The 23,576-nt window shown below is 65.9% G+C and carries 24 protein-coding genes; 11 read left to right on the forward strand and 13 right to left on the reverse strand.

The genetic code is table 11. The annotated features are described in order from the left end of the window. Nucleotides 1–25: 25 nt before the first annotated feature. A complete protein-coding gene (locus JHD77_RS05270; protein ID WP_003117922.1) occupies nucleotides 26–1,753 on the reverse strand; it encodes an NCS1 family nucleobase:cation symporter-1 in 1,728 nt (575 codons plus the stop codon). A gap of 347 nt (nucleotides 1,754–2,100) precedes the next feature. Further along, nucleotides 2,101–3,027, reverse strand: coding sequence for a LysR substrate-binding domain-containing protein (locus JHD77_RS05275; protein ID WP_023435396.1), 927 nt, complete (start codon nucleotides 3,025–3,027; stop codon nucleotides 2,101–2,103). A gap of 87 nt (nucleotides 3,028–3,114) precedes the next feature. Between JHD77_RS05275 and JHD77_RS05280 the strand changes: the two genes are divergently transcribed. Next, nucleotides 3,115–3,591: a GNAT family N-acetyltransferase gene (locus JHD77_RS05280; protein WP_003084777.1), complete on the forward strand. Its 477-nt coding sequence runs from the start codon at nucleotides 3,115–3,117 to the stop codon at nucleotides 3,589–3,591. A gap of 78 nt (nucleotides 3,592–3,669) precedes the next feature. Here JHD77_RS05280 and JHD77_RS05285 read toward each other — a convergent pair whose 3' ends face one another. After that, nucleotides 3,670–4,608: a LysR family transcriptional regulator gene (locus JHD77_RS05285; RefSeq protein WP_191519396.1), complete on the reverse strand. Its 939-nt coding sequence runs from the start codon at nucleotides 4,606–4,608 to the stop codon at nucleotides 3,670–3,672. 103 nt (nucleotides 4,609–4,711) lie between these two features. Between JHD77_RS05285 and pcaD the strand changes: the two genes are divergently transcribed. Further along, complete coding sequence (gene pcaD, locus JHD77_RS05290) at nucleotides 4,712–5,509, forward strand: 3-oxoadipate enol-lactonase (RefSeq protein WP_003113259.1); 798 nt, start codon at nucleotides 4,712–4,714, stop codon at nucleotides 5,507–5,509. Between the two features lie 42 nt (nucleotides 5,510–5,551). Beyond that, nucleotides 5,552–5,995 (forward strand): hypothetical protein, encoded by a 444-nt coding sequence (locus JHD77_RS05295; RefSeq protein WP_023126929.1) that lies wholly within the window; start codon nucleotides 5,552–5,554, stop codon nucleotides 5,993–5,995. A gap of 47 nt (nucleotides 5,996–6,042) precedes the next feature. Here JHD77_RS05295 and JHD77_RS05300 read toward each other — a convergent pair whose 3' ends face one another. Next, the gene (locus JHD77_RS05300; RefSeq protein WP_003105217.1) at nucleotides 6,043–8,220 is read right to left on the reverse strand and encodes a malate synthase G; all 2,178 of its coding nucleotides are present in this window, start codon (nucleotides 8,218–8,220) and stop codon (nucleotides 6,043–6,045) included. A gap of 306 nt (nucleotides 8,221–8,526) precedes the next feature. Between JHD77_RS05300 and JHD77_RS05305 the strand changes: the two genes are divergently transcribed. After that, nucleotides 8,527–8,970, forward strand: coding sequence for a GNAT family N-acetyltransferase (locus tag JHD77_RS05305; RefSeq protein ID WP_003160880.1), 444 nt, complete (start codon nucleotides 8,527–8,529; stop codon nucleotides 8,968–8,970). Between the two features lie 31 nt (nucleotides 8,971–9,001). Beyond that, nucleotides 9,002–9,517, forward strand: a complete 516-nt coding sequence (locus JHD77_RS05310) for a glycine cleavage system protein R (RefSeq protein ID WP_003084789.1) — start codon at nucleotides 9,002–9,004, stop codon at nucleotides 9,515–9,517. A 689-nt stretch (nucleotides 9,518–10,206) separates the two neighbouring features. On the opposite strand, the gene rarD is transcribed toward JHD77_RS05310, so the two are convergent. The 7 genes from rarD to JHD77_RS05345 form a co-directional block, all read right to left on the reverse strand. Next, complete coding sequence (gene rarD, locus JHD77_RS05315) at nucleotides 10,207–11,103, reverse strand: EamA family transporter RarD (RefSeq protein ID WP_003103301.1); 897 nt, start codon at nucleotides 11,101–11,103, stop codon at nucleotides 10,207–10,209. A 202-nt stretch (nucleotides 11,104–11,305) separates the two neighbouring features. Beyond that, nucleotides 11,306–12,280: a serine/threonine protein kinase gene (locus JHD77_RS05320; protein WP_031756990.1), complete on the reverse strand. Its 975-nt coding sequence runs from the start codon at nucleotides 12,278–12,280 to the stop codon at nucleotides 11,306–11,308. A 61-nt stretch (nucleotides 12,281–12,341) separates the two neighbouring features. Further along, nucleotides 12,342–13,100: a TOBE domain-containing protein gene (locus JHD77_RS05325; RefSeq protein WP_003084796.1), complete on the reverse strand. Its 759-nt coding sequence runs from the start codon at nucleotides 13,098–13,100 to the stop codon at nucleotides 12,342–12,344. 67 nt (nucleotides 13,101–13,167) lie between these two features. Next, nucleotides 13,168–13,488, reverse strand: a complete 321-nt coding sequence (locus JHD77_RS05330; RefSeq protein WP_003117926.1) for a YfiM family lipoprotein — start codon at nucleotides 13,486–13,488, stop codon at nucleotides 13,168–13,170. A 41-nt stretch (nucleotides 13,489–13,529) separates the two neighbouring features. Then, a complete protein-coding gene (locus JHD77_RS05335) occupies nucleotides 13,530–14,255 on the reverse strand; it encodes a ComF family protein (RefSeq protein WP_031756987.1) in 726 nt (241 codons plus the stop codon). 138 nt (nucleotides 14,256–14,393) lie between these two features. Further along, the gene (locus JHD77_RS05340) at nucleotides 14,394–14,687 is read right to left on the reverse strand and encodes a hypothetical protein (RefSeq protein WP_003113255.1); all 294 of its coding nucleotides are present in this window, start codon (nucleotides 14,685–14,687) and stop codon (nucleotides 14,394–14,396) included. A 53-nt stretch (nucleotides 14,688–14,740) separates the two neighbouring features. Next, nucleotides 14,741–15,667 carry a LysR family transcriptional regulator gene (locus tag JHD77_RS05345; RefSeq protein ID WP_074231244.1) on the reverse strand — a complete coding sequence of 309 codons (927 nt, stop codon included), beginning with the start codon at nucleotides 15,665–15,667 and terminating at the stop codon, nucleotides 14,741–14,743. A 117-nt stretch (nucleotides 15,668–15,784) separates the two neighbouring features. On the opposite strand from JHD77_RS05345, the gene JHD77_RS05350 reads away from it, so the two are divergent. The 5 genes from JHD77_RS05350 to JHD77_RS05370 all read left to right on the forward strand — a co-directional run bounded on the left by JHD77_RS05350 (nucleotide 15,785) and on the right by JHD77_RS05370 (nucleotide 20,102). Continuing rightward, on the forward strand, nucleotides 15,785–16,543 hold the full coding sequence (locus tag JHD77_RS05350; protein WP_003103315.1) for a 5-oxoprolinase subunit PxpA: 759 nt from the start codon (nucleotides 15,785–15,787) through the stop codon (nucleotides 16,541–16,543). Nucleotides 16,544–16,619: 76 nt separating this feature from the next. Next, nucleotides 16,620–16,868 (forward strand): acetyl-CoA carboxylase, encoded by a 249-nt coding sequence (locus JHD77_RS05355; RefSeq protein WP_003084813.1) that lies wholly within the window; start codon nucleotides 16,620–16,622, stop codon nucleotides 16,866–16,868. Between the two features lie 10 nt (nucleotides 16,869–16,878). Next, a complete protein-coding gene (locus JHD77_RS05360; RefSeq protein WP_003103320.1) occupies nucleotides 16,879–18,255 on the forward strand; it encodes an acetyl-CoA carboxylase biotin carboxylase subunit in 1,377 nt (458 codons plus the stop codon). Nucleotide 18,256: 1 nt separating this feature from the next. After that, the gene (locus JHD77_RS05365; RefSeq protein WP_003103323.1) at nucleotides 18,257–19,135 is read left to right on the forward strand and encodes a 5-oxoprolinase subunit B family protein; all 879 of its coding nucleotides are present in this window, start codon (nucleotides 18,257–18,259) and stop codon (nucleotides 19,133–19,135) included. Further along, nucleotides 19,125–20,102: a biotin-dependent carboxyltransferase family protein gene (locus JHD77_RS05370; protein ID WP_003103324.1), complete on the forward strand. Its 978-nt coding sequence runs from the start codon at nucleotides 19,125–19,127 to the stop codon at nucleotides 20,100–20,102. Before JHD77_RS05365 ends, JHD77_RS05370 begins: the two co-directional genes overlap by 11 nt. A 43-nt stretch (nucleotides 20,103–20,145) precedes the next feature. Here the strand turns inward: JHD77_RS05370 and JHD77_RS05375 are convergent, their stop codons facing one another. Both JHD77_RS05375 and JHD77_RS05380 read right to left on the reverse strand, forming a co-directional pair. Continuing rightward, nucleotides 20,146–21,144 (reverse strand): fimbrial protein, encoded by a 999-nt coding sequence (locus JHD77_RS05375; RefSeq protein WP_003103326.1) that lies wholly within the window; start codon nucleotides 21,142–21,144, stop codon nucleotides 20,146–20,148. A 17-nt stretch (nucleotides 21,145–21,161) separates the two neighbouring features. Further along, nucleotides 21,162–21,863, reverse strand: a complete 702-nt coding sequence (locus tag JHD77_RS05380) for a fimbrial biogenesis chaperone (RefSeq protein ID WP_017001557.1) — start codon at nucleotides 21,861–21,863, stop codon at nucleotides 21,162–21,164. Nucleotides 21,864–22,428: 565 nt separating this feature from the next. Between JHD77_RS05380 and bioB the strand changes: the two genes are divergently transcribed. After that, nucleotides 22,429–23,487, forward strand: a complete 1,059-nt coding sequence (gene bioB, locus JHD77_RS05385) for a biotin synthase BioB (protein ID WP_031756981.1) — start codon at nucleotides 22,429–22,431, stop codon at nucleotides 23,485–23,487. Nucleotides 23,488–23,576 lie beyond the last annotated feature (89 nt).

The following is a 23,576-nucleotide window of genomic DNA, read 5'->3' on the forward strand; positions in this document are numbered from 1 at the left end:
CGCGCCCAGGCCGGCCAGGTATCTGTCAGTGCTGCACGCTGTCCACCGCGATCGCTTCGCCGGAAACTTCGCGGTAGGCCGTGCGGCGCTTGGCCAGGGCGTAGTGGATCAGGCCGGCCAGGCCGGCGCCGAAGAACCAGGAGAACGGCGATAGCTCGGCGAATGCCGGCAACAATGCCAGCAGGGTGGAGATGATCGCCGCCGGGACGAACGCGGCGATGGCCCGCGGGTTCACCCCTCCCGCGTAGTGATAGGCGCCGGCGCGGCTTTCGGTGTACAGCTCCGGCAGGTTCACCCGGCCTTTCCGCACCAGGTAGTAGTCGACCATGATGATCCCGTACAGCGGGCCGAGCAGCGCGCCGAGGCCGCCGAGGAAGTAGAGGATCACCCCGGGGCTGTTGTACAGGTGCCAGGGCAGGATCAGCACTGCGATGGTCGCGCTGATCAGCCCGGCGCGGCGGAAGTTCAGCAGGTTCGGCGCCAGGTTGGTGAGTACGTAGGCCGGGGCGACGAAGTTGGCCATGATGTTCACCGCCACGGTGACGATCAGCAGCGCCAGGCTGGCCAGCACCAGGAAGAGGGTGTCGGGGATCGCGGCGACGATGTCGGTGGGGCTCTGGATGAGCTGGCCGTCGATCCTGAACTGGGCGCCGGCGAGGACCACCGCGAACAGGCCGAACAGCAGGATGTTCACCGGCAGCCCCCAGAAGTTGCCGACGCTGATGGTGCGGCGGTCCGGGCAGCCGCGGGCGAAGTCGCAGAAGTTCAGGATCATGGTGCCGTACAGGGTCACCCAGAACGCCGCGCCGCCGAAGATCTTCAACCACATCTGCGAACCGCTCATGGGTTCGCCGCTTGACCAGGCGATGGAGGCGCCGGCGCGCAGGTACATCCAGGCGGCGAGGGCGGCGACGGTGAGCAGGATCACCGGTCCGGCGAAGGATTCGTAGCGACGCACCATCTCCATGCCGTAGGCGAAGATCAGCAGTTGCACGCACCAGATGGCGACGAAGGTCGCCCAGCCCAGGCTCGACAGGCCGAGGATGGCGTCCTGGTCGTAGGCGGCCAGCCCCGGCCAGATCGCCGTCAGCAGCACGCGCAGGACGATGGAGGCGAGATAGGTCTGGATGCCGAACCAGGCGATGGCGATCACCGCGCGGATCAGCGCGGGGAGTTGCGCGCCGTGGATGCCGAAGGCGATGCGGCACATCACCGGGTAGGGCAGCCCGGTCTTCTGGCCCATGTAGCCGGACAGGTTCATCAGCCCGTAGACCATCAGCGCGCCCAGGGCCAGCGCGGCGAGGATCTGCGCACCGCTCATGCCGAGGGCGAAGAGGCCGATGGCGAAGGAGTAGTTGGCGATGTTGTGCACATCGTTGGTCCACAGCGCGAACAGGCTGTAGCGTCCCCAGCGGCGCCCTTCGGCCTTGGTCGGGGCGAGATCGGCGCTGTACAGGCGCGGGCTCAGCGGCGGCAGTTCGGGGCCGGCGTGATGGCTGGCGCGGGGCAGGCAATCGAGACTGGCGGGAGTGCCCAGGTCCAGGCGCGCCGCCGAGAACTCCGCTGCGCGCAGCCCGGCGCGTGGCAGGCAGTCGAGACTGGCCGGAGTGCCCAGGTCGAGCAGTGAGGCGGAGAACTCCGCGCTCCGCTGACCGGCGCGCGGCAGGCTGTCGAGGCTTTCCAGGGTGCCGAGGTCGAGCAGCGAGGGAGAAAACTCGCGGGGCGAGGCGGGCGGCTTCGGGGTGCTGGACATGGGGGTCTCCTCCGGCAGTCGGAAGAACTCGGCGCGAGGTCGGGTTCGTCTATTGTTTTTGTATACAAGAATTTCGAAGATTTAAGCCAGTTATGTGCCAACCGATCCTCGACCGACTTTTCCGTGTTCTGCGGAAACCGGCCTTTCACCGGCAAGCCCCTGAAACCGCTTGGGAAAAAGCTGTCGCCTCGATCAGGTAAGAATTTCGAACCGATTCATGGGCTTATGCGGACGGACGAGGGAGAGGGGAAAAAAGCGTGGCGCCAGGAGAGCGTATTGGGAAAATTGTGCACAATAATTGTGCCCAGTGTTACCGCCGCGCCCGTCGACGGTGCGCGGCGCGAAGCTCAGCCCGTCCGGGAAATATCCAGGCCCTTCAACTGCCCGATCATCCACGCATGGGCATCACGCCCGACATGCTGGACGTGGCTGTAGAGCCGCAGCACGTAGGGCGGAATGTCGAACGGCGCGGGATACAGGGCGAGGCCGGCGGCTTCCGCCAGTGCCTGTGCGGCATGTCGCGGAGCGGTGAGCAGGAAATCGGTGGAGCCTGCCAGGAACAGCGCCGCCAGCACCGTCGGCAGTTGCACCGCCACTTCGCGACGCAGGCCGGAGCGGGCCAGCAGCCGGTCGATCACCCCACTGTCCTCGTTCCACGGCGTCACCACCGCATGCCGTTCGGCCAGGTAGCCCTCCAGCGTCGGCGCCCCGGCGAGGCGCGGGTGGTCGCGCCGCGCTACCACCACGTAGCGGTCGGCGAACCAGTCATGGGCCTGGATGCCTTCGGGCAGGCGCTCGTGTTCCTCGTCGTAGCCGAGGGCGAAATCGATCCGCCCGCTGGCCAGGGCCTCCACCGACAGCTTGCGTTCCGCATTGACCAGGCGCAGGCGCACTCCGGGCGCGCTGTGCTGCAGGCGGTTCATCAGCGGCGGAAGCAGGGCGAAGGCGGTGTAGTCGGTGGCGGCGAAGACGAAGGTGCGCTGGCTCTGTCCCGGTACGAACGGCCGCCACTCTTCCAGCCCCTCGCCGAGGGCGCGCAGGGCGGCGGCCACCGCAGCGGCCAGGTGCTCGGCACGCTGGGTCGGCTGCATGCGGTTGCCCTGGCGCAGGAACAGCTCGTCGTCCAGCCCCTGGCGCAGGCGCCCCAGCGCATGGCTGAAGGCCGAGGCGCTGATCGCCAGTTCGCTGGCTGCGGTGCCGACGTTGCGGTGGCGATACAGGGCGTCGAAGACAAGCAGGAGGTTGAGATCGAGGCGGCGCAGCAGGGGATGCATGTTATTCAGTTACCGATGAGAAGAATGCACTTCATGCATCTTAGCAGTCGCACTAGGATGGCCGGATCCCCCACCGGAAGGTTGCCCATGACTCTCGAAATCCGTCCCGCCGTACCGGCCGACGCCGAACAGATCCTTGCCTTCATCATCGAACTGGCCGACTACGAGCGCGCCCGCCACGAGGTGGTCACCGATGTCGAAGGCATCCGCCGCAGCCTGTTCGCCGAAGGTTCGCCGACCCGCGCGCTGATGTGCCTGAGCGAGGGCCGGCCGATCGGCTATGCGGTGTATTTCTACAGCTACTCGACCTGGCTGGGGCGCAACGGCATCTACCTCGAAGACCTCTACGTCACCCCGGAATACCGTGGCGTCGGCGCCGGTCGCCGGCTGCTCCGCGAGCTGGCCCGCGAGGCCGTGGCCAACGACTGCGGACGCCTGGAGTGGAGCGTGCTGGACTGGAACCAGCCGGCCATCGACTTCTACCGCTCCATCGGCGCGCTGCCGCAGGACGAGTGGGTGCGCTACCGGCTGGATGGCGAGGCGTTGCGCAAGATGGCGGAGTAGCTGGCGGCAAGCCGGCGTTGATGCCGGGGGAGTGTGTGGGGGTAGGACGAATAGCGCCTGGCGATATCCGCCAGTTTCTCACCGAGGACGCCTGGCGCCCTCCGCCCTGTCGCCGCTTTTCCCCCGCAACGTCGTAGCGTTGTCCCGCAGGAGCGCCCACAGGCGTTCCGCTACCGGGCCCTGCGCGCGATCGCGCCGGCGCGCCGCCACCGCCTCTTCGCTGCGTTCTGGCAGATGCGGCCCGGCCAGGGCGAGCAGGCGGCCGTCGGCCAGTTCCTCGTCGACCAGGAAGTCCGGCAGATGCCCCCAGCCGAGGCCCTGGAGGATCACCTCTTTCTTCGTTCGCTGGTCCGGCACGCTGCACTGTCGCGCGCCGGCGAGCATGAAATAGTCCGTCGGCGGCGAATGGCGGGCGCTGTCGCGCATCACGCACTGGGCGAAGGGGCGCAGTTGTTCCGGGCGCACCGGTCGCGGCGGAGGATCGCCGAGCAGGCCCGGCGCGATGACCGGGACCAGCCCGACCCTGCACAGGTCGAGCCATTCCAGGCGTGGGTCGGACTTGTCCACGCGATGCAGGATCAGGTCGGCCTCGCCGTCCAGCAGGCGCTCCAGCGGGCCGCTGACGGTTTCGAACAGCAATTGCAGGCGGGTCTGCGGCTGGCTGCCGAAGAACCCTGCGAGCAGCGCCAGGGCCGGGCGCGGCGGGCAGAGGTCGCCCAGTACCACGCGCAGCTCGCTTTCCTCGCCCTGGGCCAGGTGCGCGGCGTGGCCCCGCAGCCCTTCCAGTTCGTAGAGCAGGGACTGGGCACGCTGGTGGAAGGAGCGACCGGCGGCGGTCAGGCCGACCCGGTAGCCGCCCCGTTCCAGCAGCACCAGGCCGAGCTGGCGCTCCAGCCGGGCAACGGCGGCGAACACCGCCGGATGGGAGCGGTGCAGGCGCTGTGCGGCGGCCTGGAAGCCGCCGGCGTCGACCACCGCGTCGAAGCATTGGAGGTCGTGGAGGGTGAAATCGTGCATGTCAGCTTCCCTGACAGAGTCGTTCCATTCTTTGTAGTTTTTCCCAGGGGCCGTCGCAACTAGCCTGGCGTGCATGGCAATCACCCTGACCCCGGAGGCTCCCATGGGCAACCTGTCTTTTCTCGCTACCAGCGACGGCGCCAGCCTCGCCTATCGCCTGGACGGTGCGGCGGAGAAACCGCTGCTGGCGCTCTCCAACTCCATCGGCACCACCCTGCACATGTGGGATGCGCAACTCCCGGCACTGACCCGGCACTTCCGCGTCCTGCGCTACGACGCCCGTGGCCATGGCGCCTCCAGCGTGCCGCCGGGGCCCTATACCCTGGCCCGGCTGGGCGAGGACGTACTGGAGCTGCTCGACGCGCTGGAGGTGCGGCGCGCGCATTTCCTCGGCCTGTCCCTGGGCGGGATCGTCGGCCAGTGGCTGGCGCTGCATGCGCCGCAGCGGATCGAGCGGCTGGTGCTGGCCAACACCTCGGCCTGGCTCGGCCCAGCGGCGCAGTGGGACGAGCGCATCGCCGCGGTGCTGCAGGCCGAGGACATGAGCGAGACCGCCGCGGGCTTCCTCGGCAACTGGTTTCCGCCGGCGCTGCTGGAGCGCGCCGAGCCCGTCGTCGAGCGCTTCCGGGCGATGCTCATGGCCACCAACCGGCACGGCCTGGCCGGCTCCTTCGCGGCGGTGCGCGATACCGACCTGCGCGCGCAACTGGCGCGGATCGAGCGGCCGACCCTGGTGATCGCAGGGGCGTACGACACGGTCACCGCCGCCAGCCACGGCGAGCTGATCGCCGCGTCGATTGCCGGGGCCAGGCTGGTTACGCTGCCGGCGGTGCACCTGTCGAACGTCGAGTTCCCGCAGGCGTTCGAAGGCGCGGTGCTGAGCTTTCTCGGCGCAGCCTGATTAGGCTATCGTCGCGCCTTTTCCCTCGGCGCAGGAGCCGACATGAACGAGCCGGGCAGTTTCATCTGGACGTGGTACGGGCAGGATGAGCATCGATGGGTCCTGCTCAGCGCAGAGGCGTTCCTGGCGCTCGATTTCCTGGCCCTTGACGGTGCCATGCAGAGAGAGACCATCGGCAGTTGCCCGGGCTGCTCTACCTGGTCGGAGAAGATCGTGCCGTTGCACGAGTGGCTCGAAGGCTGTCCGGGTCACCAGGCCGGGAGTTTTCGCGATGCCTTGAGGCGTGTCTGGGCGCTGTGCAACGAGCTGCCCGAGGAAGCGCTGGGCTGCTTCGACTTCGACATCTATGCCCACCCCGGATGGCAGGTGGTACGTCGAGAGGCCCGGGAGGCGCTGCGGCAGAACGGTTGGGGCAGCATCCGTAGCCACGCCGAGGAGCTGCGCGACGACTGTTGGGAGCGTGTGCATGGCTACCCGAAGAAATGAAAAAGCCGCCCCTCGGGGCGGCTTTTCGTTGCGCTGCGGCGAACGGCCTACAGCCCGTTCTTCGCCTTGAACTCGCGGCGGCGGCGATGCAGGACCGGCTCGGTATAGCCGTTCGGCTGCCGGGTGCCTTCCACCACCAGCTCCAGGGCGGCCTGGAACGCGACGTTGTCGTCGAAGTTCGGCGCCATCGGCCGGTAGGACGGGTCGCTGGCGTTCTGCCGGTCGACCACCACGGCCATGCGCTTGAGGCTCTCGACCACCTGCTCCTGGCTGATCACGCCGTGACGCAGCCAGTTGGCCAGCAGCTGGCTGGAGATGCGCAGGGTGGCGCGGTCTTCCATCAGACCGACGTCGTTGATGTCCGGCACCTTGGAGCAGCCGACGCCCTGGTCGATCCAGCGGACGACATAGCCGAGGATGCCCTGGGCGTTGTTGTCCACCTCGTTCTTGATCTCTTCCGCGGTCCAGTTGGTGTTCGGCGCCAGCGGAATGGTCAGGATATCGTCCACCGAGGCCGGGGTGCGCTTGGCCAGCTCGGCCTGGCGGGCGAACACGTCGACCTTGTGGTAATGCAGGGCGTGCAGGGTCGCGGCGGTCGGCGACGGGACCCAGGCGGTGTTGGCGCCGGCCAGCGGATGGCCGATCTTCTGCTCGAGCATGGCGGCCATCAGGTCGGGCATGGCCCACATGCCCTTGCCGATCTGCGCCTTGCCTTGCAGGCCGGTGGCCAGGCCGACGTCGACGTTGTTGTTCTCGTAGGCGCCGATCCACTTCTCCGACTTCATGGCGCCCTTGCGCACCACGGCGCCGGCTTCCATGGAGGTGTGGATCTCGTCGCCGGTGCGGTCGAGGAAGCCGGTGTTGATGAACACCACGCGATCCTTGGCCGCCTTGATGCAGGCCTTCAGGTTCACGGTGGTGCGGCGCTCCTCGTCCATGATGCCGACCTTCAGGGTGTTGCGCGGCAGGCCGAGGACGTCCTCGACGCGGCCGAACAGCTCGTTGGTGAAGGCGGCTTCTTCCGGACCGTGCATCTTCGGCTTGACGATATACACGCTGCCGGTGCGGCTGTTCTTGCGGCTGGTGTTGCCGTTCAGGTCATGAATGGCGATCAGGCTGGTGAACAGACCGTCCTGGATGCCTTCCGGCACTTCGTTGCCGTCCTTGTCGAGGATCGCATCGTTGGTCATCAGGTGGCCGACGTTGCGCACGAACAGCAGCGAGCGGCCGTGCAGGGTCAGTTCGGAACCGTCGGCCCTGGTGTAGACGCGGTCCGGGTTCATGGTGCGGGTGAAGGTGCTGCCGCCCTTGCTGACTTCCTCGGCCAGGTCGCCTTTCATCAGGCCCAGCCAGTTGCGGTAGATCACTACCTTGTCGTCGGCGTCGACCGCGGCGACCGAGTCCTCGCAGTCCATGATGGTGGTGAGGGCGGCTTCCATCAGCACGTCCTTCACGCCTGCGGCATCGGTCTGGCCGACCGGGCTGCTCGGGTCGATCTGGATTTCGAAGTGCAGGCCGTTGTGCTTGAGCAGTACCGCTTGCGGCTTGGCGGCGTCGCCCTGGAAGGCAAGGAACTGGCCAGCATTCTTCAGGCCGGTTTCGCTGCCGTTCTTCAGCGCGACGACCAGCGCGCCGTTCTTCACGCTGTAGGAAGTGGCGTCGACATGGGAGCCGGACTCCAGCGGCGCGGCCTCGTCGAGGAAGGCGCGAGCGAAGGCGATGACCTTGTCGCCGCGAACCTTGTTGTAGCCCTTGCCTTTCTCGGCGCCGCCTTCTTCGCTGATCACGTCGGTGCCGTAGAGTGCGTCGTACAGCGAGCCCCAGCGGGCGTTGGAGGCGTTGAGGGCGAAGCGCGCATTCATCACCGGCACCACCAGCTGCGGGCCGGCCATGCGGGCGATCTCGTCGTCGACGTTCTGGGTGCCGGCCTGGAAGTCTTCCGCCTCGGGCAGCAGGTAGCCGATTTCCTCGAGGAAGGCCTTGTAGGCAGCTGCGTCGTGGGCCTGGCCGGCGCGAGCCTGGTGCCAGCCGTCGATCTTGGCCTGGAGTTCGTCGCGCTTGGCGAGCAGGGCTTTATTCTTCGGCGCCAGGTCGTTGATCACGGCCTCCGCACCGGTCCAGAACGTGTCGGCAGAGACGCCGGTTCCGGGGATGGCTTCGTTGTTCACGAAGTCGAACAGGACTTTGGCGACCTGCAGGCCACCGACTTGAACGCGTTCAGTCATTGTTTGCCTCACTCTGCTCTAGACCAGCTCTGGACCCGGGCCGCACGGCCTTGTAGTCCGAGCCGCGGCATACTACATGATGCCGCGGGAAAAATCAGTGGTTACGCGTCGCGTTACGACTGGATGACGCTTCACGGTCACGTTGGCCAGGCTCAATGTTCGCAAAAAAACTGTACTTTGTTCCAGATAAATCTAAAAACAGTACACGATTTATCGCGAGCCCAACTGCGGCGCGGCGTCGCAGGATGTTTCACTGCGCTGCGAGCGCCTTGCCTATACTCCCGGAATCGCCCCAGGAGCCTCGCCATGCCCGTCCATGCCGCATCCCTCGCCGATCTCGCCGACCTGGTTCCGCTGTTTTCCGCCTACCTCGACTTCTACGAAGTGCCGGCGCCGGAAGAGCAGGTCCGCGCATTCCTCGCCGAGCGCCTGCGCCAGGGCGATTCGACCCTGTTCCTGGCCAGGGATGCCGAGGCGCGGGCGCTGGGCTTCGTCCAACTCTATCCGCTGTTCGCCTCCCTTGCGCTACGACCTTCGTGGCTGCTCAGCGATCTCTACGTCCGTCCGGAGGCGCGCCGCCAGGGCGTCGGCGAGGCCCTGATGAACCAGGCCCGGGGTTTCGCCGAAAGCATGGGCGCCTGCGGCCTGCAACTGGAGACGGCGAAGACCAACCACGCCGGGCAGTCGCTCTACGAGCGCCTCGGCTATGTCCGTAACGAACAGTTCTACACTTACTGGCTGCAGCTCTGAACTCCCATTCGTCCCAGCAGGAGGCAAGCTCATGGATCACCTGGTCCTGACCGTGATCGCCACCGACCATCCCGGCCTGGTCGAGCGCATCGCCCAATGCATCGCCTCCCACGGCGGCAACTGGCTGGAAAGCCGCATGTCGCGGATGGCCGGGCAGTTCGCCGGGATACTGCGGGTGGCCGTGCCGGCGGAAGGCTACGACGAACTGGTGGAAGGGCTACAGGGCCTGTCCAGCCACGGTATCCGCGTGCTCCTGGCGGAAAGCGGGATCGAGCCGGTATGCAACTGGAAGCCTATCCACCTCGACCTGGTGGGCAACGACCGCCCCGGTATCGTGCGTGACATCACCCGGCTGCTGGCCGAGCACGGGGTGAACCTGGAGAGCCTGTCCACCGAAGTGCGCCCGGCGCCGATGAGCAGCGAACCGCTGTTCCATGCCGATGCGCTGCTGGCGGTGCCGCTGACCCTGTCGCTGGACACCCTGCGCGAGCGACTGGAAGACCTGGCCGACGACCTGATGGTGGAGTTGGTGCTGGACGCGTCCTGAAGTTGTTCAGGAAAGCCGGGGACGGGCCTGTGGAAAAGCCTTGGGTGAAACCCTGAAGCCCAGGCGCCGCGAGGCTTGGAGGTCGTAGCGCGTTTTTTGACCAGCTGCGTTGCGGTTATTCCCAAACCAGGTGGACCAGCCTGTGGGTATTCTGTGTGGATAACCTTGCAGGCCTTTATCCATGGGCGATACAAGGGTTTGATCGTTTTCTGAGCAGCCTCTCTTGCGCTTTTGCTTGTGGATTAACCTTCGCCGCTATCGTTGCCCCTGTGCACAAATAACGTGGAGCAGTCTGTGGGTAAGCCGGGGAAAAATCCATGCAGGCCTTTATTCATCGGTATTACAGGTATCCGTACGTTTTTTGATCGATGGCTTTTCCGGTTCATCCACAGTTGCTCACAAAAGCCTTGGGCAGATTTGTGGATAAGCCTTGTGTATATCGTTGTAACCCTTGGTAAGCCTTGCATGCAGCGGTATGCTCAAAGACTGATCAGGCGCTTTGCAGGGCCTCTTCCGAAGAGTTATCCACGTGCCTGCGGAGAGGAGAAGGCAGGTATATGCACAAAGTGCGTGCATGATCCTGTGGAAAAGCCTGGGGTGGATCGCTGAGCGTCAGTATTGGCGGGGGATAGGAAGGAGTGCGTGTTTTTTCGCCAGGCTTGCGGAGTTCCGCAAGCCTGGGGATAACGTCAGCCCGGCTGGGGAAGGCGGCGCAGGCTGCGCCAGGCGTCGAAGCTGTAGACGGCCAGGGCGAGCCAGATGAAAGCGAAGGCGGTCAGGCGGCTGGAGTCCAGATGCTCGCCGAACAGCAGGATCGCCTGTAGCAGGACCAGCGTCGGCGCCAGGTATTGCAGGAAGCCCAGGGTGGCGTAGGGCAGGTGCCTTGCCGCAGCGTTGAAGCAGACCAGCGGAACCAGCGTCACCGGGCCCGCGGCGACCACCCACAGGGCTTCCGGGGTGCTCCAGAAAGCCGTTTCGCTGGTCGGCCCGTCGGCGAAAAACAGCAACCAGACCAGCGCCAGCGGCAGCAGCAGCCAGGTTTCCACCACCAGTCCGGGCAGCGCGGCGACCGGCGCCTTTTTGCGGATCAGGCCGTAGAAGCCGAAGGTCAGGGCCAGCACCAGCGACACCCAGGGCAGGCTGCCGAGTTGCCAGACCTGCTGCGCCACGCCCAGCGAAGCCAGGGCCACCGCCAGCCATTGCAGGGGACGCAGGCGTTCCTTGAGCAGCAACATGCCGAGCATCACGTTGATCAGCGGATTGATGTAGTAGCCCAGGCTGGCTTCCAGCATGTGGCCGTTGTTCACCGCCCAGACATAGGTCATCCAGTTGCTGGCGATCAGCAGTCCGCTGGCGGCCAGCACGACGAAGCGCTGCGGATTCTGGCGCAGCTCGCGCCACCAGCCCGGGTGCTTCCAGAACAGCAGCAGGACGGCGCCGAACAGGGCCGACCAGACCGCGCGCTGGACGATGATTTCCACCGCGGGAATGCGTTCGAGCAGTTTGAAGTAGAGCGGGAACAGTCCCCAGATCACATAAGCCGTCAGGCCGAGGACATAGCCCCGACGGAGGTTGGCGGTCGCCATGGAGAATCCTTGAAACGTCAGGCAGGTAAGAATGGCCGTGCACGGTATGCACGCGCGGATGACCTGTGAATTCTAGTAGGGGGGTGGCGAGCTTGTCTGCGCACAGTTCCCGCGGAAAAGCACCGGCACACTTGCCGTTCCCTCGCCTGCCCCGCGGCGGGACGGATAGCGCCGCGCGCCATTCGCCCCGTCCGCAGGAGGCTCAGAACAGTCGCAGCGGTTCCTCGTCCAGCGCCGCCAGTTGTTCGCGCAGCACCAGCACCTGCTCGCCCCAGTAACGTTCGCTGCCGAACCAGGGGAAGCTCGGCGGGAACGCCGGGTCGTCCCAGCGCCGCGCGAGCCAGGCGCTGTAGTGCATCAGGCGGAGGCTGCGCAGGCCTTCGAGCAGCGGTAGCTGGCGCGGGTCGAAGTCGTGGAACTCGTTGTAGCCGTCGACCAGTTCGGCAATCTGCGCCAGGCGTTCGTGGCGCTCGCCGGCGAGCATCATCCACAGGTCCTGGAGAGCCGGGCCCATGCGGCAGTCGTCGAGATCGACCATGTGGTAGACCTCGTCGCGGCACAGCAGGTTGCCCGGATGGCAGTCGCCGTGCAGGCGGATCGGCTGGTAGGGCACCTCGGCGAACAGGGCGTCGAGGCGTTTCAGCAGGTCGCGGGCGACCGACTCGTAGGCCGGCAGCAGGCTCCTGGGGATGAAATTGCCTTCCAGCAGGGTGGCCAGCGAGGCGTGGCCGAAGTTATCCACAGCGAGCGCCTCGCGGTGCTCGAACGGCCGCGTGGCGCCGACCGCGTGCAGGCGGCCGAGCAACTGGCCGAGGCGGTAGAGCTGGTCGAGATTGCCCGGCTCGGGCGCGCGCCCGCCGCGCCGCGGGAACAGGGCGAAGCGGAAGCCGGAGAATGCGAACAGGCTTTCGCCGTCGCGCGACAGCGGCGCCACCACCGGCACCTCGCATTCCGCCAGCTCGGCGCAGAAGGCGTGCTCCTCGCGGATCGCCGCGTCGCTCCAGCGGTCCGGTCGGTAGAACTTGGCGATCAGCGGCTCGCCGTCCTCGATGCCGACCTGGTACACGCGGTTTTCGTAGCTGTTGAGCGCCAGCACCCGTGCGTCGCTGAGATAGCCGAGGCTTTCCACGGCATCCAGGACGAGGTCGGGGGTCAGTTGGTCGAAGGGATGGGACATGACGGGGCATCCAAGGCTCGAAAGACCCCTAGTGTACGCAAGCCGGCGCGGGCCGGCAGGTTCACAGCGGCGTGCCGAGCAGGACCTGGGCTGGATCGAAGGAGGCGATCACCTTCTGGCCCTTCTTCAGCCCCAGGCTGGCCAGGCGTTCGCCGGACAGCAGCGCGCAGAGGGTAAGACCGCTGCCCAGGGCGATGCGCACCTCGCTGGGACCGGCCTTGGCCGCGAGGATTTCCTCCAGGGTGCCGTGCAACTGGTTCGGCTGGTCCTCGCGCGGTTCCAGCCCGACGTCCAGCCAGCCGGCCTTGATCAGCGCCAGTACCGGGCGGCCGCGACCGAGTTCGAGTTGCTCGGTGCTGGCGCGGGTGATCAGCGCCTCGATGCGTTGCTGGCCTGGCAGCTCGATGGCGATGCGGTCGTGGAAGCCTTCGCCATGGATCGACAGGACCCGCCCGTGCAATTGGTTGCGTGCGCTGGTGCGGAGCATCAGGCGGCCGATCAGGTTGAGGTCCTCGGCGTCTTCCGCGGCCTGCAACACCTGCGCTTGCAAGGCTTCCAGGCGCCGGTAGAGAGCCAGCAGGCGTTCGCCCTCGGCGGTCAGCCGGGCGCCGCCGCCGCCCTTGCCGCCGACGCTACGCTCGACCAGCGGACGCTCGGCCAGGTTGTTCAGTTCGTCGATGGCGTCCCAGGCGCCCTTGTAGCTGATGCCCACGGCCTTCGCCGCACGGGTGATGGAGCCCAGTTCGGCGATCTGCGCGAGCAGGGCGATGCGTTGCGGGCGACGGGTGACGTGCTGGGCGAGAGTGGAGAGTGCGGACATGGAGGCTTCGCTATGAGCGGACGTATACGGCGAAGGCTCCAACAGCCATGGGCAAAACGCAAGGGCGTCACTCGGCGGCCTGGTAGAGACCGTAGCCGGCGGCGGCGCCGGCCAGGTCCCAGGCGAGGTCCTTCCAGCTCCAGCCGCTGCCGGCGGAACGGCTGTCGTAGAACTCCTTGCCGACGCCGAAGGCGAGCGAGACGCTCAGGCCGAAGCGTGCCTGGCGAGCGCCGCGCAGGCCGCGGTCGTGGGCCATCTGCATGCCCGCCGCGGCAAGGGCCGCGGAACTGGCGAAATGCAGGGCTTTGTCTTCGCCCAGCCAGTCGTCTTCGGCGAAATGGCTGCAACCGCCGAGCAACAGGCAGGCCGCGACCAGCAGTGCGCGCATGGATCCTCTCCCGTATCGGTTGCGCGGCAGTTTAGCCCAGCTCAGCCGGGCTTCGGCGTGCGCGCCAGGCAGTAGACGTCGACCCGCGCGGCGCCCGCCCGGCGCAACAGGCGGGAAAGGCGCTCGGCGGTGGCCCCGGTGGTGAGCACGTCGTCCACCAGTGCCAGGTGCAGCCCGCGAACATCGCTGGCGGGCGCCAGGGCGAAGGCGTGGCGCAGGTTGCGCCGCCGCACCGTCGCGTCCAGTCCCTGCTGGGCCGGAGTATCCAGCACTCGCCGCAGGCTGTGCGGATCGCAGCGCAGGTCCAGCTCGCCAGCCAGTCGCTCGGCGAGCTGTTGCGCCTGGTTGAAGCCGCGACGACGTTCGCGCCGTGGCGCCAGCGGGACCGGCAGCAGGCGTGCCGGGCGCGGCAGGCCTTCGGCGTAGCGTTGCCGCAGGTGTTCCGCCAGCAACTCGCCGAGCAGCCGCCCCAGCGGCCAGGCCGCCTGGTGCTTGAAGCGGTTGATCAGGCTGTCGAGCGGAAAGGCGTAGCGCCAGGGCGCGATCGCCTGTTCATAGGCCGGCGGGCGGCGCAGGCACTCGCCGCACACCTGGCCGTCCAGCGGCAGGGGCAGGGCGCAGCGCCGGCACTGCTGGCGCGACCAGGGCAGGTCGGCGGCACAGGCGCGGCACAGTGGGCGGGGCGGCTGGTCGCTGCGGGCGGCGCAGAGCAGGCAGGCCGGCGGCGGCAAAAGCCAGCGCGTGAGAGGACGAAGCAGGAACGACATGGCGGGACTTCCTGGCGGATGTCGCACCATGCAACCGCAGGCGCGCGCCGCCGACCAGCCGTTGCCAGCGGGTTCGGAACTCGCCTGTGGATAACCGAAACCTTCCTTCGCTCCTTGCGGAAACGGCCGACGCGTGGATCAGTGGATGAGCCAGCTCATGACGATCAGGCCGAGCACCGTCCAGATCACCCCGCCGACTATCGAGCGGCGCATGAAGGCGCGTATACCGCTGTAGAGCAGCAACAGGCCGAGCACCAGGAAGACGAAGCTGAACAGCGATGCGTCCATGCCGATGGCCCTGGCCAGGCCGTGGAGGAAGTCGTCCATGGCGTCCCAGATGCCGCCCAGCAGGCCGGAGAGCAGGTCCACCACGAAGCGGATCGCCCTGCCCAGCATCTCGCCCAGTCCGTCGAAAAAGCCTTCTGTACCCATGAGTGTCCTGTCCTGAGTGTTCCCAGCGTTGGATCAGAGATTAGCCGCCGGGTTCAGCGCCGGCTGCTGCTTTGCTGCGGAGCGAGGAACGACTGGCGGAAGTATTCGCGGAACGCGCGCATCCCGGCGCTCGCTTCGGTGTCGCGGCGCCAGGCCAGGCCGACGCTCATCGACGGCACCGGGTCGACCAGCGATAGCGTCTCGATGCGTTTGCCTTCCAGCGACCAGGGCCGGTACACCAGGTCGGAGAGGATGGCCACGCCGGAGCCGTTGGCGACCATGCTGCGCACCGCTTCCACCGAACTGGTATGGAGGATCACCTGTGGCCGGTGGCCGCTCTGTTGCCAGTAGCGCAGCGCGCTCTGCCCGGCCTCGTCGACGGTGAGCATGATGTAGGGCTCGCCGGCCACGTCGGCAAGGCCCAGGTCGGCCTTCTCGCCCAGCGGATGGCGGCTGGGCAGCCACAACCGGCGCTCGGAGTTGAACAGGGTTTCGGCGGCGATCCCGGGCTCGGTGAGATTGCCGGTGAGCAGCACGGCGATGTCGTAGCGACCGTCGAGGAGGCCGCGCTCGATGCTGGCGCGCTCGTCCTCGAACAGTTGCAGCTCCAGTTCCGGGTACCACTGCGCCAGGCGTTGCAGGTGGTGGGGGAGGAAATAGCCCATCACGGTATAGCTGGCGGCGACCTTCAGGGTGCCTTCGACCCGGGTGTCCGGTTGCGGGCTGTTGAGCGCGTCGTCGACGCTGCGCTGGATCGAATAGGCGTGGTTGAGGAAGTGCCGGCCGCTGTCGGTCAGGTTCATGCCCTGGGCCGTGCGGGTGAACAGGGCGACGCCGAGCATGCCCTCCAGTTCCTGGATCGCGCTGGTCACCGCCGACTGCGAGATGTTCAGGTGGATGGCGGCCTGGGATATCTGGCCGAGCTCGGCGGTGGCGATGAAGTAGCGAACCTGGCGGAGGGTCAGGGCCATGGGGAGCATCCGGAGGAGGTATCTGTTTTTCAGAAACCAGTCTATCGAATAATAAATCTACCCAATACCTTTTCCGGCTTTTACCGTGGCTCCATCCAACAACAAGACAGATGAGGCCTGCGGGCAATGACTGAAGTCGACCTCAATTCCGACATGGGCGAAGGCTTCGGCCCATGGACCATCGGCGATGGCGTGGACGCGGCGATCATGCCGCTGATCAGCAGCGCCAACATCGCCACCGGTTTCCATGCCGGCGACCCGAGCAGCATGCGCCGCACCGTGGAGATGGCCGCCGAGCATGGCGTGGCCATCGGCGCCCATCCGGGCTTCCGCGACCTGGTCGGCTTCGGGCGTCGGCACATCGCCGCGCCGGCCATTGAGCTGGTCAACGACATGCTCTACCAGCTTGGCGCACTGCGCGAATTCGCCCGGCTGCAGGGCCTGTCGCTGCAACACGTCAAGCCCCACGGCGCGCTCTACATGCACCTGGCGCGGGACGAGGTCGCCGCGCGCCTGTTCGTCGAGACCCTGCAACGCCTGGAACCGGAACTGCTGCTCTATTGCATGCCCGGTTCGGCCACCTGGCGCATCGGCCGGGAACTGGGCCAGCCGCTGGTGCGCGAGTTCTACGCCGACCGCGACTACGACCGCAGCGGCTCCATCGTCTTCACCCGGCGGGTCGCCGCCCTCGATCCGCAGCAGGTCGCCGACAAGGTCCTGCGCGCCTGCCGCGAGGGCAAGGTGCGCACCGTCGAGGGCGAGGACCTCGACATCGCCTTCGACTCGGTGTGCATCCACAGCGATACCCCCGGTGCCCTGGAGCTGGTCGCCAGCACCCGTGCGCGCCTGGAGGGCGCCGGCATCCGCATCAAGGCGCCGCGTTGAGCGCCGCTCGCCTCGGCGAGCCTCGCGACAAGCTTTTCTGCCATTTCCTACAACGTTCGAATAATGAGGATTCGTCATGGCCGAACATAACGTGCAGTCCCCCTTGCCCGGCACCTTCTATCGCAAGGCCAGCCCCGACGCGCCGCCCTACGCGGAGGTCGGGCAGGCGGTCGAGGCCGGCAGCGTGATCGGGCTGATCGAGGTGATGAAGCAGTTTTCCGAAGTGCAGGCCGGGCAGGCCGGCATACTCCAGGCGTTCCACGTGGAAGATGGCGAGGCCATCGAGCCGGGCCAGGTGCTGGCGGTGATCGCCAGCGCTACCTGAGGAGGATGCCATGCACAAGCGACTGAACAAGCTGCTGGTGGCCAATCGCGGCGAGATCGCCGTGCGCATCATCCGCGCCGCGCAGGCACTGGGCATTCCCACGGTAGCGGTGTGCAGCGAGGCGGATCGCGATTCGCTGGCCGCGCGGCTGGCCGATGAGGTACGCCTGATCGGCCCTGCGCGGGCCGACCGGAGCTACCTGGATATCGAGGCGATTCTCATGGCGGCGCGGGAAACCGGTGCCGACTCGATCCATCCCGGCTACGGTTTCCTCTCCGAGAACCCCGCCTTCGCCGAAGCGGTGCAGGCGGCCGGCCTGGTCTTCGTCGGTCCGGAGGCGCAGACCATCCGCCGCATGGGCGACAAGGCCGAGGCGCGGCGTACCGCGATGGCCGCCGGGGTGCCGGTGGTGCCGGGCTCGCCCGGCGAGCTGGGCGACCTCGACGCGGCGCTGGCTTGTGCCGAAGAGGTCGGCTATCCGCTGCTGGTCAAGGCCTCCGCCGGCGGCGGCGGGCGTGGCATCCGTATCGCCCACGACGCCGACGAACTGCGTCGGGAATTCCCCATCGCCCAGCGCGAGGCGCAGGCCGCCTTCGGTTCGCCGGCGGTGTACCTGGAGCGCTTCATCCGCCAGGCGCGGCACATCGAAGTGCAGATCCTCGGCGATGGCGAGCGCGCGGTGCATCTGTTCGAACGCGAATGCTCGCTGCAGCGGCGGCGCCAGAAGGTCTTCGAGGAGGCACCTTCGGCGGCGCTGGACGGCGCGCAGCGCCAGGCCCTCTGCGAGAGCGCGGTGCGCCTGGCGCAGAGTCTCGGCTATCGTGGCGCGGGCACCCTGGAATACCTGTTCGACGCGCACAGCGGCGAGTTCTTCTTCATCGAGATGAACACCCGTATCCAGGTCGAGCATCCGGTCAGCGAGATGGTCACCGGCATCGACCTGGTCCAGGCTATGCTGCGCATCGCCGCCGGCGAGGCGCTGCCCTGGCGCCAGGAGGACATTCGCCTGAACGGCGCGGCGCTGGAGATGCGGATCAACGCCGAAGACCCGACGCGCAATTTCTTCCCCAGCCCCGGCACCGTGGAGCGCCTGGAATGGCCGCAGGGCGAGGGCGTGCGAGTGGACAGCCACCTGTATCCCGGCTACCGGGTGCCGCCGTACTACGATTCGTTGCTGGCCAAGCTGATCGTCCATGGTCGCGACCGCGACGAAGCGTTCGCCCGCGCGCGCCAGGCGCTGGAGCGCACCGTGCTGGCCGGCATGGCCACTACCCTGCCGCTGCACCGCTGGCTGCTCGCCGATGCGCGGGTACAGGCCGCGCAGTTCGATACCGCTACCCTGGAAACCTGGCTCGCCGAGCGGACCGCCGCCGCGCAGGAGGTTTGAGATGCATGCCAACATCCGCTACAGCTTCGGCGGCGACGAGCACCTGTTCGCCGAGGTCGCCGAGTCCATGTCGCTGGAAGCCTTCTTCCGCGGCATGGCGATCACCCGCGCCATCGAGACCCTGCAATTGCCCGGGGTGCTCGACGTATGCCTGGCCAACGCCTCGTTCCAGGTCCGCTTCGACCCCGACCGGCTGGCCCCGCAGGCGCTGCTGGAGACGGTGCGTGGCCTGGAGGTCGAGGCGGTCGCCGCGCGCAGCATCGAGACGCGTATCGTCGAAGTGCCGGTGTTGTACAACGATCCCTGGACCCACGAGACCCTGATGCGCTTCCGCGACCGTCACCAGGACCCGGACTCCACCGACCTCGAGTACGCTGCGCGGATCAACGGCTACGCCGACGTGCAGGCGTTCATCCAGGCGCACAGCGGCACGCCGTGGTTCGTCTCGATGGTCGGTTTCGTCGCCGGCCTGCCGTTCATGTACCAGATGGTCGAGCGCGAGCGGCAGTTGCAGGTGCCCAAGTACCTGCGTCCGCGCATCGACACGCCGAAGCTGACCCTCGGCCACGGCGGTTGCTTCGGCTGCATCTATTCGGTGCGCGGTGCCGGCGGCTATCAGATGTTCGGCGTGACTCCGGCGCCGATCTTCGATCCCCGCCAGGGCTTGCCCTATCTCGAGGAATCGATGGTGTTCTTCCGCGCTGGCGACATCGTCCAGTTCCGCCCCATCGAGCGGACCGAGTACGAGCGCATGGCGGCCGAAGTCGAAGCGGGCACATTCGACCTGCGCATCCGTCCGGTGAGTTTCGATCTCGACGCGTTCCTTGCCGATCCGCGAGGCTGCACGCAACATCTGCAGGAGGTGCTGTATGTCGATTAAGGTGCTCAAGCCCGGCCTCGCCACCTCGGTGCAGGACGCCGGCCGCGAAGGCCACTATCACCTGGGCATCCCGCCGTCCGGCGCGCTCGACCAGTATGCCCTGCGCGCTGCCAACTTGCTGGTGGGCAACGCACCGACCGCCGCCGTGTTGGAGTGCGCGCTGCTGGGGCCGCAGCTGGAGTTCCAGCGCGACGCCCTGGTGGCCGTGTGCGGGGCGCGCATGACGCCTCGCCTGGAGGGCGCGGAGATGCCGCTGGATACTTCCTTCCGGGTTCGCGCCGGCCAGGTCCTGGGGTTCGATTTCATCCGTGCCGGCGCCCGTGGCTATCTCGCCATCGACGGCGGCATCGCGGTACCCGAGGTGCTGGGCAGTCGTTCGACCTACGGTCTGGGGGCGATCGGTGGCTTGCAGGGACGACGGCTGGCGGAGGGCGACCTGCTGCCTCTGGGGCCTGCCTCGCCCTCTGCCGTGGAGGGCTTGGCGCTGCCGCGTTCGCTGCAGGTGGAGGTCGGCGGCGAGGTGAGCTTGCGGGTGGTTCCCGGACTCTACGTCCATCGCCTGACCCCCGACGCGGTCGAGCGTTTCTTCGCCGAGACCTGGACCGTCGGTTCGGAGGCGGACCGCACCGGCTACCGCTTCAAGGGCGGCACGGCGCTCCGGTTCGAGCCGCGCGAACAGCCATTCGGCGCAGGCTCGGACCCGTCCAACATCGTCGACGCCTGCTATCCCATCGGCTCGATCCAGGTACCGGGCGGGCTCGAACCCATCGTCCTGCATCGTGATGCGGTGTCCGGTGGGGGATATGCCACGCTGGGCACGGTGATCAGCCCCGACCTGAACCGGCTGGCGCAGATGCAACCGAACCAGAAGGCGCGTTTCGTCCCCGTCAGCCTGGAGGAAGGTCTCGAGGCGCGTCGCCGTTACAACTGGCAAGTGCAACGACTCCAGCACTTCTTCCTGCGCTGAGTCGTCGATACCGGCCGCTTCCGCCTGCGAAGCGGCCTCCCGCTCACTTGTAATAGATATCTATCGCAGCGGTGGCATTGAATCGACCCAACGTAGGTGCGTTGGTCATCCATTTCAGTTGGGCCAGGAAGTTCTTCACCACGACCTGGTCTTTGCTGTGTTCCACCAATTGGAATTCTTTGTTGAAGGGGACGATGCTACGGTCTTCTTGCCTGAGCACGGTGATGCCTACGGACTTGTTGTCTCCCGGCACCAACGTGTCGCCTACGGTGCTGGAAGAATTCACGGGTCTCAGAAGTGCTCCCAGGCCATAGGCGCTATTGCAGTTCTTGCTTGCAGTGATCTGGAAGGGCTTTTCCTTGATGGTCTGGTTGGTGGCGGCTTGAAGCGCTTGAAGGAGGCCGAAGTCGAGTGTCTTGGGTGAAATGCTCAGGGTAGACGAGCATGCGACATAGCGTAGTTGGTTCAGGCCATTGAGCACCATGCGGAAGTTGTCGGCGATAGGACCTCCAATACCATCCAGTTGGAAAATCACGTAGCTATCGTGGCCAGCGATCGGCCCTTCCTTGCTGGTGCCGGGAAGGCTTCGCTTGGAAATGAAGAAGTTGTAGTGCAGCGTGAAGTTTGTTTTCAGATGTGGGCAGCCGCCAGGCGCATTGCTCCGGCAGGGCAGGGTCTTATAGGGAAGCTTGATTCGGCAGCGATCGACCTGCGTACACCGTATGTCCTTCCCGTCGAGGTTCAGTCCGACCTCCAGGTCGGGTCCGATCATGCTCAAGCCAGGATCCTTGGGGCTGAGGTAGAAATAGATCTCCTCTTCGGCGTTCCAGAACTGGTTCGCCCAGCAACTTATATTGACACTGTAGTTGGGGGAACGCCAGAGAATGGTGTCCTTGGGAAGCGCAATGGGTACCGCGACGGTCGTATCCATCGAGATTTGATCAGATACGTCCGTCGCGTTTTTCAGACAAGTCAAAGCGAGACTTTTTTGGGATAGAGCCAGGAGCAGTCCCAGGAACAGGAGTTGGATGGTTAACTTCATAGGGAAACTCTTCTAGGTCAGAGTGGATTGGCGGTAGCTTTCCCATTCGTTGGCAATATGACCTGAAAGGGTCGTAGGTTGCCGGCGTCGCTGACTACCTCATATCGAGCCTTGATGGCCTGGCAATCGATGCTGTCGAATGAGTGTTCGGTATAAGGAGCCAGCATCAGGTGATCGATGGGTGGGGCGCAGAGCCGCCCGGGCGCATCGAGAAACTCCACCTGGCTGAGGGTCACGTAATAGGGAGAGGGATTCCGCGTCCTGGGACTACCCTCAGGATCGTAGGACCAGGTTAAGCCAGCCATGGCTTGCTCGACGGTAGCTTTCAAGGACGGTCGGTAGAACAGTTTGAAACGATGGCGCAGAGCGATTTGCAGAGCATCGCCTTTGCCAGTCGCGTGCGGCACGTCCAGCACGCTCAACAGCAGGTAGGTCTCGCGGTCGGTGGGCAGGCCCTGGCCCTGGTAGAGCACCTCCACCTTGGCCCGCTGGCCGGCGCCCAGGCGGAGCAGCGGCCTGGACACGGCGAAGGGCAGCGCCTGCCCCTTGCCGTCGGTACCCCAATCCAGGGAGATTTCCGCCAGGGCCGGCTCCTTGCCCTCGTTGACCAGCGTGATCGGCAGGCGCTTGCCTTTCATCACGAAACGGTTCTGGCCGTCGAACGAGAGATCGGCATGGGCGGACATGCACAGCCAGGCGAATATCGATGCAAGAACCATCCGAAGCCAACTTCGGACCTGGAAGAGGTGCTTTCCATTCATATTCCTGAATGTGCCCGAATGAAACCCGTATCGTGTTTTGGAAAGTGGTTGGTCGGAAGGGTCGAATATATTTTTCGTTATACTTCCGCTGCGCTTTGAATGGCTATATTTAGGGTGGTTGGTTGCGTTCATGGTTCAAGTCTGGATAACTTGTTTTCGTTGCGCACCGCTAGGGTGGCAAGAGATTCAATGTTTCTCCATGTTAGAAACCTGCCAGGGAATATATAAATAAGATATTTCCTATTTCTTGTAGGAAATATCCTAAGCATTACTTGTAGTTTTCCGAGGTAGTTGCGCCGTTTCTTCTAGGGAGCCGAGTGCCACATAGAGGACGAGGCCGATTGGAGCAGTCGATGACTGCTGGCTTCTATATGAGTGATCAAATATTGATCAGATGTAGCCCTGTGTCCTGGGTTGGGTTGACAGCGTCATACAGCCACTTATGATGCCCTTGAGCCTGACCCCCGGCGTGCCGGGGCTCCCCGACAAAAGGCGCCATACAAGCGTCGAAGGAATCTTCCCCATGAGTGCAACCGCTTCCGTCGCCACCCGTCACGACTGGTCCCTCGCCGAAGTCCGTGCCCTGTTCGAGCAACCGTTCAACGACCTGCTGTTCCAGGCGCAGACGGTGCATCGCGCGCACTTCGACCCGAACCGCGTGCAGGTCTCGACGCTGCTGTCGATCAAGACCGGCGCCTGCCCCGAGGACTGCAAGTACTGCCCGCAGTCCGGCCACTACAACACCGGCCTGGACAAGGAGAAGCTGATGGAGGTGCAGAAGGTCCTCGAGGCGGCGGCCGAGGCCAAGGCCATCGGTTCGACCCGCTTCTGCATGGGCGCTGCCTGGAAGCACCCGTCGGCCAAGGACATGCCCTACGTCCTGGAGATGGTCAAGGGCGTGAAGAAGCTCGGCCTGGAGACCTGCATGACCCTCGGTCGCCTGACCCAGGAACAGACCCAGGCGCTGGCGGACGCCGGCCTCGACTACTACAACCACAACCTGGATACCTCGCCGGAGTTCTACGGCAACATCGTCACCACCCGCACCTACAGCGAGCGCCTGCAGACCCTGGCCTACGTGCGCGAGGCGGGGATGAAGATCTGCTCCGGCGGCATCCTCGGCATGGGCGAGTCGGTGGACGACCGCGCCGGCCTGCTGATCCAACTGGCGAACCTGCCGGAGCACCCGGAGTCGGTGCCGATCAACATGCTGGTGAAGGTCAAGGGCACGCCCCTGGCGGAAGAGAAGGACGTCGATCCCTTCGACTTCATCCGCACCCTGGCGGTGGCCCGGATCATGATGCCGAAGTCCCACGTGCGCCTGTCCGCCGGCCGCGAGCAGATGAACGAGCAGATGCAGGCGCTGGCCTTCATGGCCGGGGCCAACTCGATCTTCTACGGCGAAAAGCTGCTGACCACGAAGAACCCGCAGGCCGAAAAGGACATGCAGTTGTTCGCCCGTCTCGGCATCAAGCCGGAAGAGCGCGAAGAGCACGCCGACGAAGTGCACCAGGCCGCCATCGAGCAGGCGTTGGTGGAACAACGCGAATCGAAGCTGTTCTATAACGCCGCTTCCGCCTGACCATACTGGAAGGGAGGGTGCCGCCGTCCCTTCGTTGCAGCCGCTGATGTCGGCCCTGCGTGGACGGGTGCGCCTGCGTCCGTCCAGCA

It is taken from the genome of Pseudomonas sp. P20, from assembly GCF_016463925.1.
Lineage (GTDB): Bacteria > Pseudomonadota > Gammaproteobacteria > Pseudomonadales > Pseudomonadaceae > Pseudomonas > Pseudomonas aeruginosa.

Bases quoted from the DNA above. Each gene is read 5' to 3' on its own strand.
- JHD77_RS05270 (WP_003117922.1), bottom strand. From the start codon at position 1,753: ATGTCCAGCACCCCGAAGCCGCCCGCCTCGCCCCGCGAGTTTTCTCCC.
- JHD77_RS05275 (WP_023435396.1), bottom strand. From the start codon at position 3,027: ATGCATCCCCTGCTGCGCCGCCTCGATCTCAACCTCCTGCTTGTCTTC.
- JHD77_RS05280 (WP_003084777.1), top strand. From the start codon at position 3,115: ATGACTCTCGAAATCCGTCCCGCCGTACCGGCCGACGCCGAACAGATC.
- JHD77_RS05285 (WP_191519396.1), bottom strand. From the start codon at position 4,608: ATGCACGATTTCACCCTCCACGACCTCCAATGCTTCGACGCGGTGGTC.
- pcaD (WP_003113259.1), top strand. From the start codon at position 4,712: ATGGGCAACCTGTCTTTTCTCGCTACCAGCGACGGCGCCAGCCTCGCC.
- JHD77_RS05295 (WP_023126929.1), top strand. From the start codon at position 5,552: ATGAACGAGCCGGGCAGTTTCATCTGGACGTGGTACGGGCAGGATGAG.
- JHD77_RS05300 (WP_003105217.1), bottom strand. From the start codon at position 8,220: ATGACTGAACGCGTTCAAGTCGGTGGCCTGCAGGTCGCCAAAGTCCTG.
- JHD77_RS05305 (WP_003160880.1), top strand. From the start codon at position 8,527: ATGCCCGTCCATGCCGCATCCCTCGCCGATCTCGCCGACCTGGTTCCG.
- JHD77_RS05310 (WP_003084789.1), top strand. From the start codon at position 9,002: ATGGATCACCTGGTCCTGACCGTGATCGCCACCGACCATCCCGGCCTG.
- rarD (WP_003103301.1), bottom strand. From the start codon at position 11,103: ATGGCGACCGCCAACCTCCGTCGGGGCTATGTCCTCGGCCTGACGGCT.
- JHD77_RS05320 (WP_031756990.1), bottom strand. From the start codon at position 12,280: ATGTCCCATCCCTTCGACCAACTGACCCCCGACCTCGTCCTGGATGCC.
- JHD77_RS05325 (WP_003084796.1), bottom strand. From the start codon at position 13,100: ATGTCCGCACTCTCCACTCTCGCCCAGCACGTCACCCGTCGCCCGCAA.
- JHD77_RS05330 (WP_003117926.1), bottom strand. From the start codon at position 13,488: ATGCGCGCACTGCTGGTCGCGGCCTGCCTGTTGCTCGGCGGTTGCAGC.
- JHD77_RS05335 (WP_031756987.1), bottom strand. From the start codon at position 14,255: ATGTCGTTCCTGCTTCGTCCTCTCACGCGCTGGCTTTTGCCGCCGCCG.
- JHD77_RS05340 (WP_003113255.1), bottom strand. From the start codon at position 14,687: ATGGGTACAGAAGGCTTTTTCGACGGACTGGGCGAGATGCTGGGCAGG.
- JHD77_RS05345 (WP_074231244.1), bottom strand. From the start codon at position 15,667: ATGCTCCCCATGGCCCTGACCCTCCGCCAGGTTCGCTACTTCATCGCC.
- JHD77_RS05350 (WP_003103315.1), top strand. From the start codon at position 15,785: ATGACTGAAGTCGACCTCAATTCCGACATGGGCGAAGGCTTCGGCCCA.
- JHD77_RS05355 (WP_003084813.1), top strand. From the start codon at position 16,620: ATGGCCGAACATAACGTGCAGTCCCCCTTGCCCGGCACCTTCTATCGC.
- JHD77_RS05360 (WP_003103320.1), top strand. From the start codon at position 16,879: ATGCACAAGCGACTGAACAAGCTGCTGGTGGCCAATCGCGGCGAGATC.
- JHD77_RS05365 (WP_003103323.1), top strand. From the start codon at position 18,257: ATGCATGCCAACATCCGCTACAGCTTCGGCGGCGACGAGCACCTGTTC.
- JHD77_RS05370 (WP_003103324.1), top strand. From the start codon at position 19,125: ATGTCGATTAAGGTGCTCAAGCCCGGCCTCGCCACCTCGGTGCAGGAC.
- JHD77_RS05375 (WP_003103326.1), bottom strand. From the start codon at position 21,144: ATGAAGTTAACCATCCAACTCCTGTTCCTGGGACTGCTCCTGGCTCTA.
- JHD77_RS05380 (WP_017001557.1), bottom strand. From the start codon at position 21,863: ATGGTTCTTGCATCGATATTCGCCTGGCTGTGCATGTCCGCCCATGCC.
- bioB (WP_031756981.1), top strand. From the start codon at position 22,429: ATGAGTGCAACCGCTTCCGTCGCCACCCGTCACGACTGGTCCCTCGCC.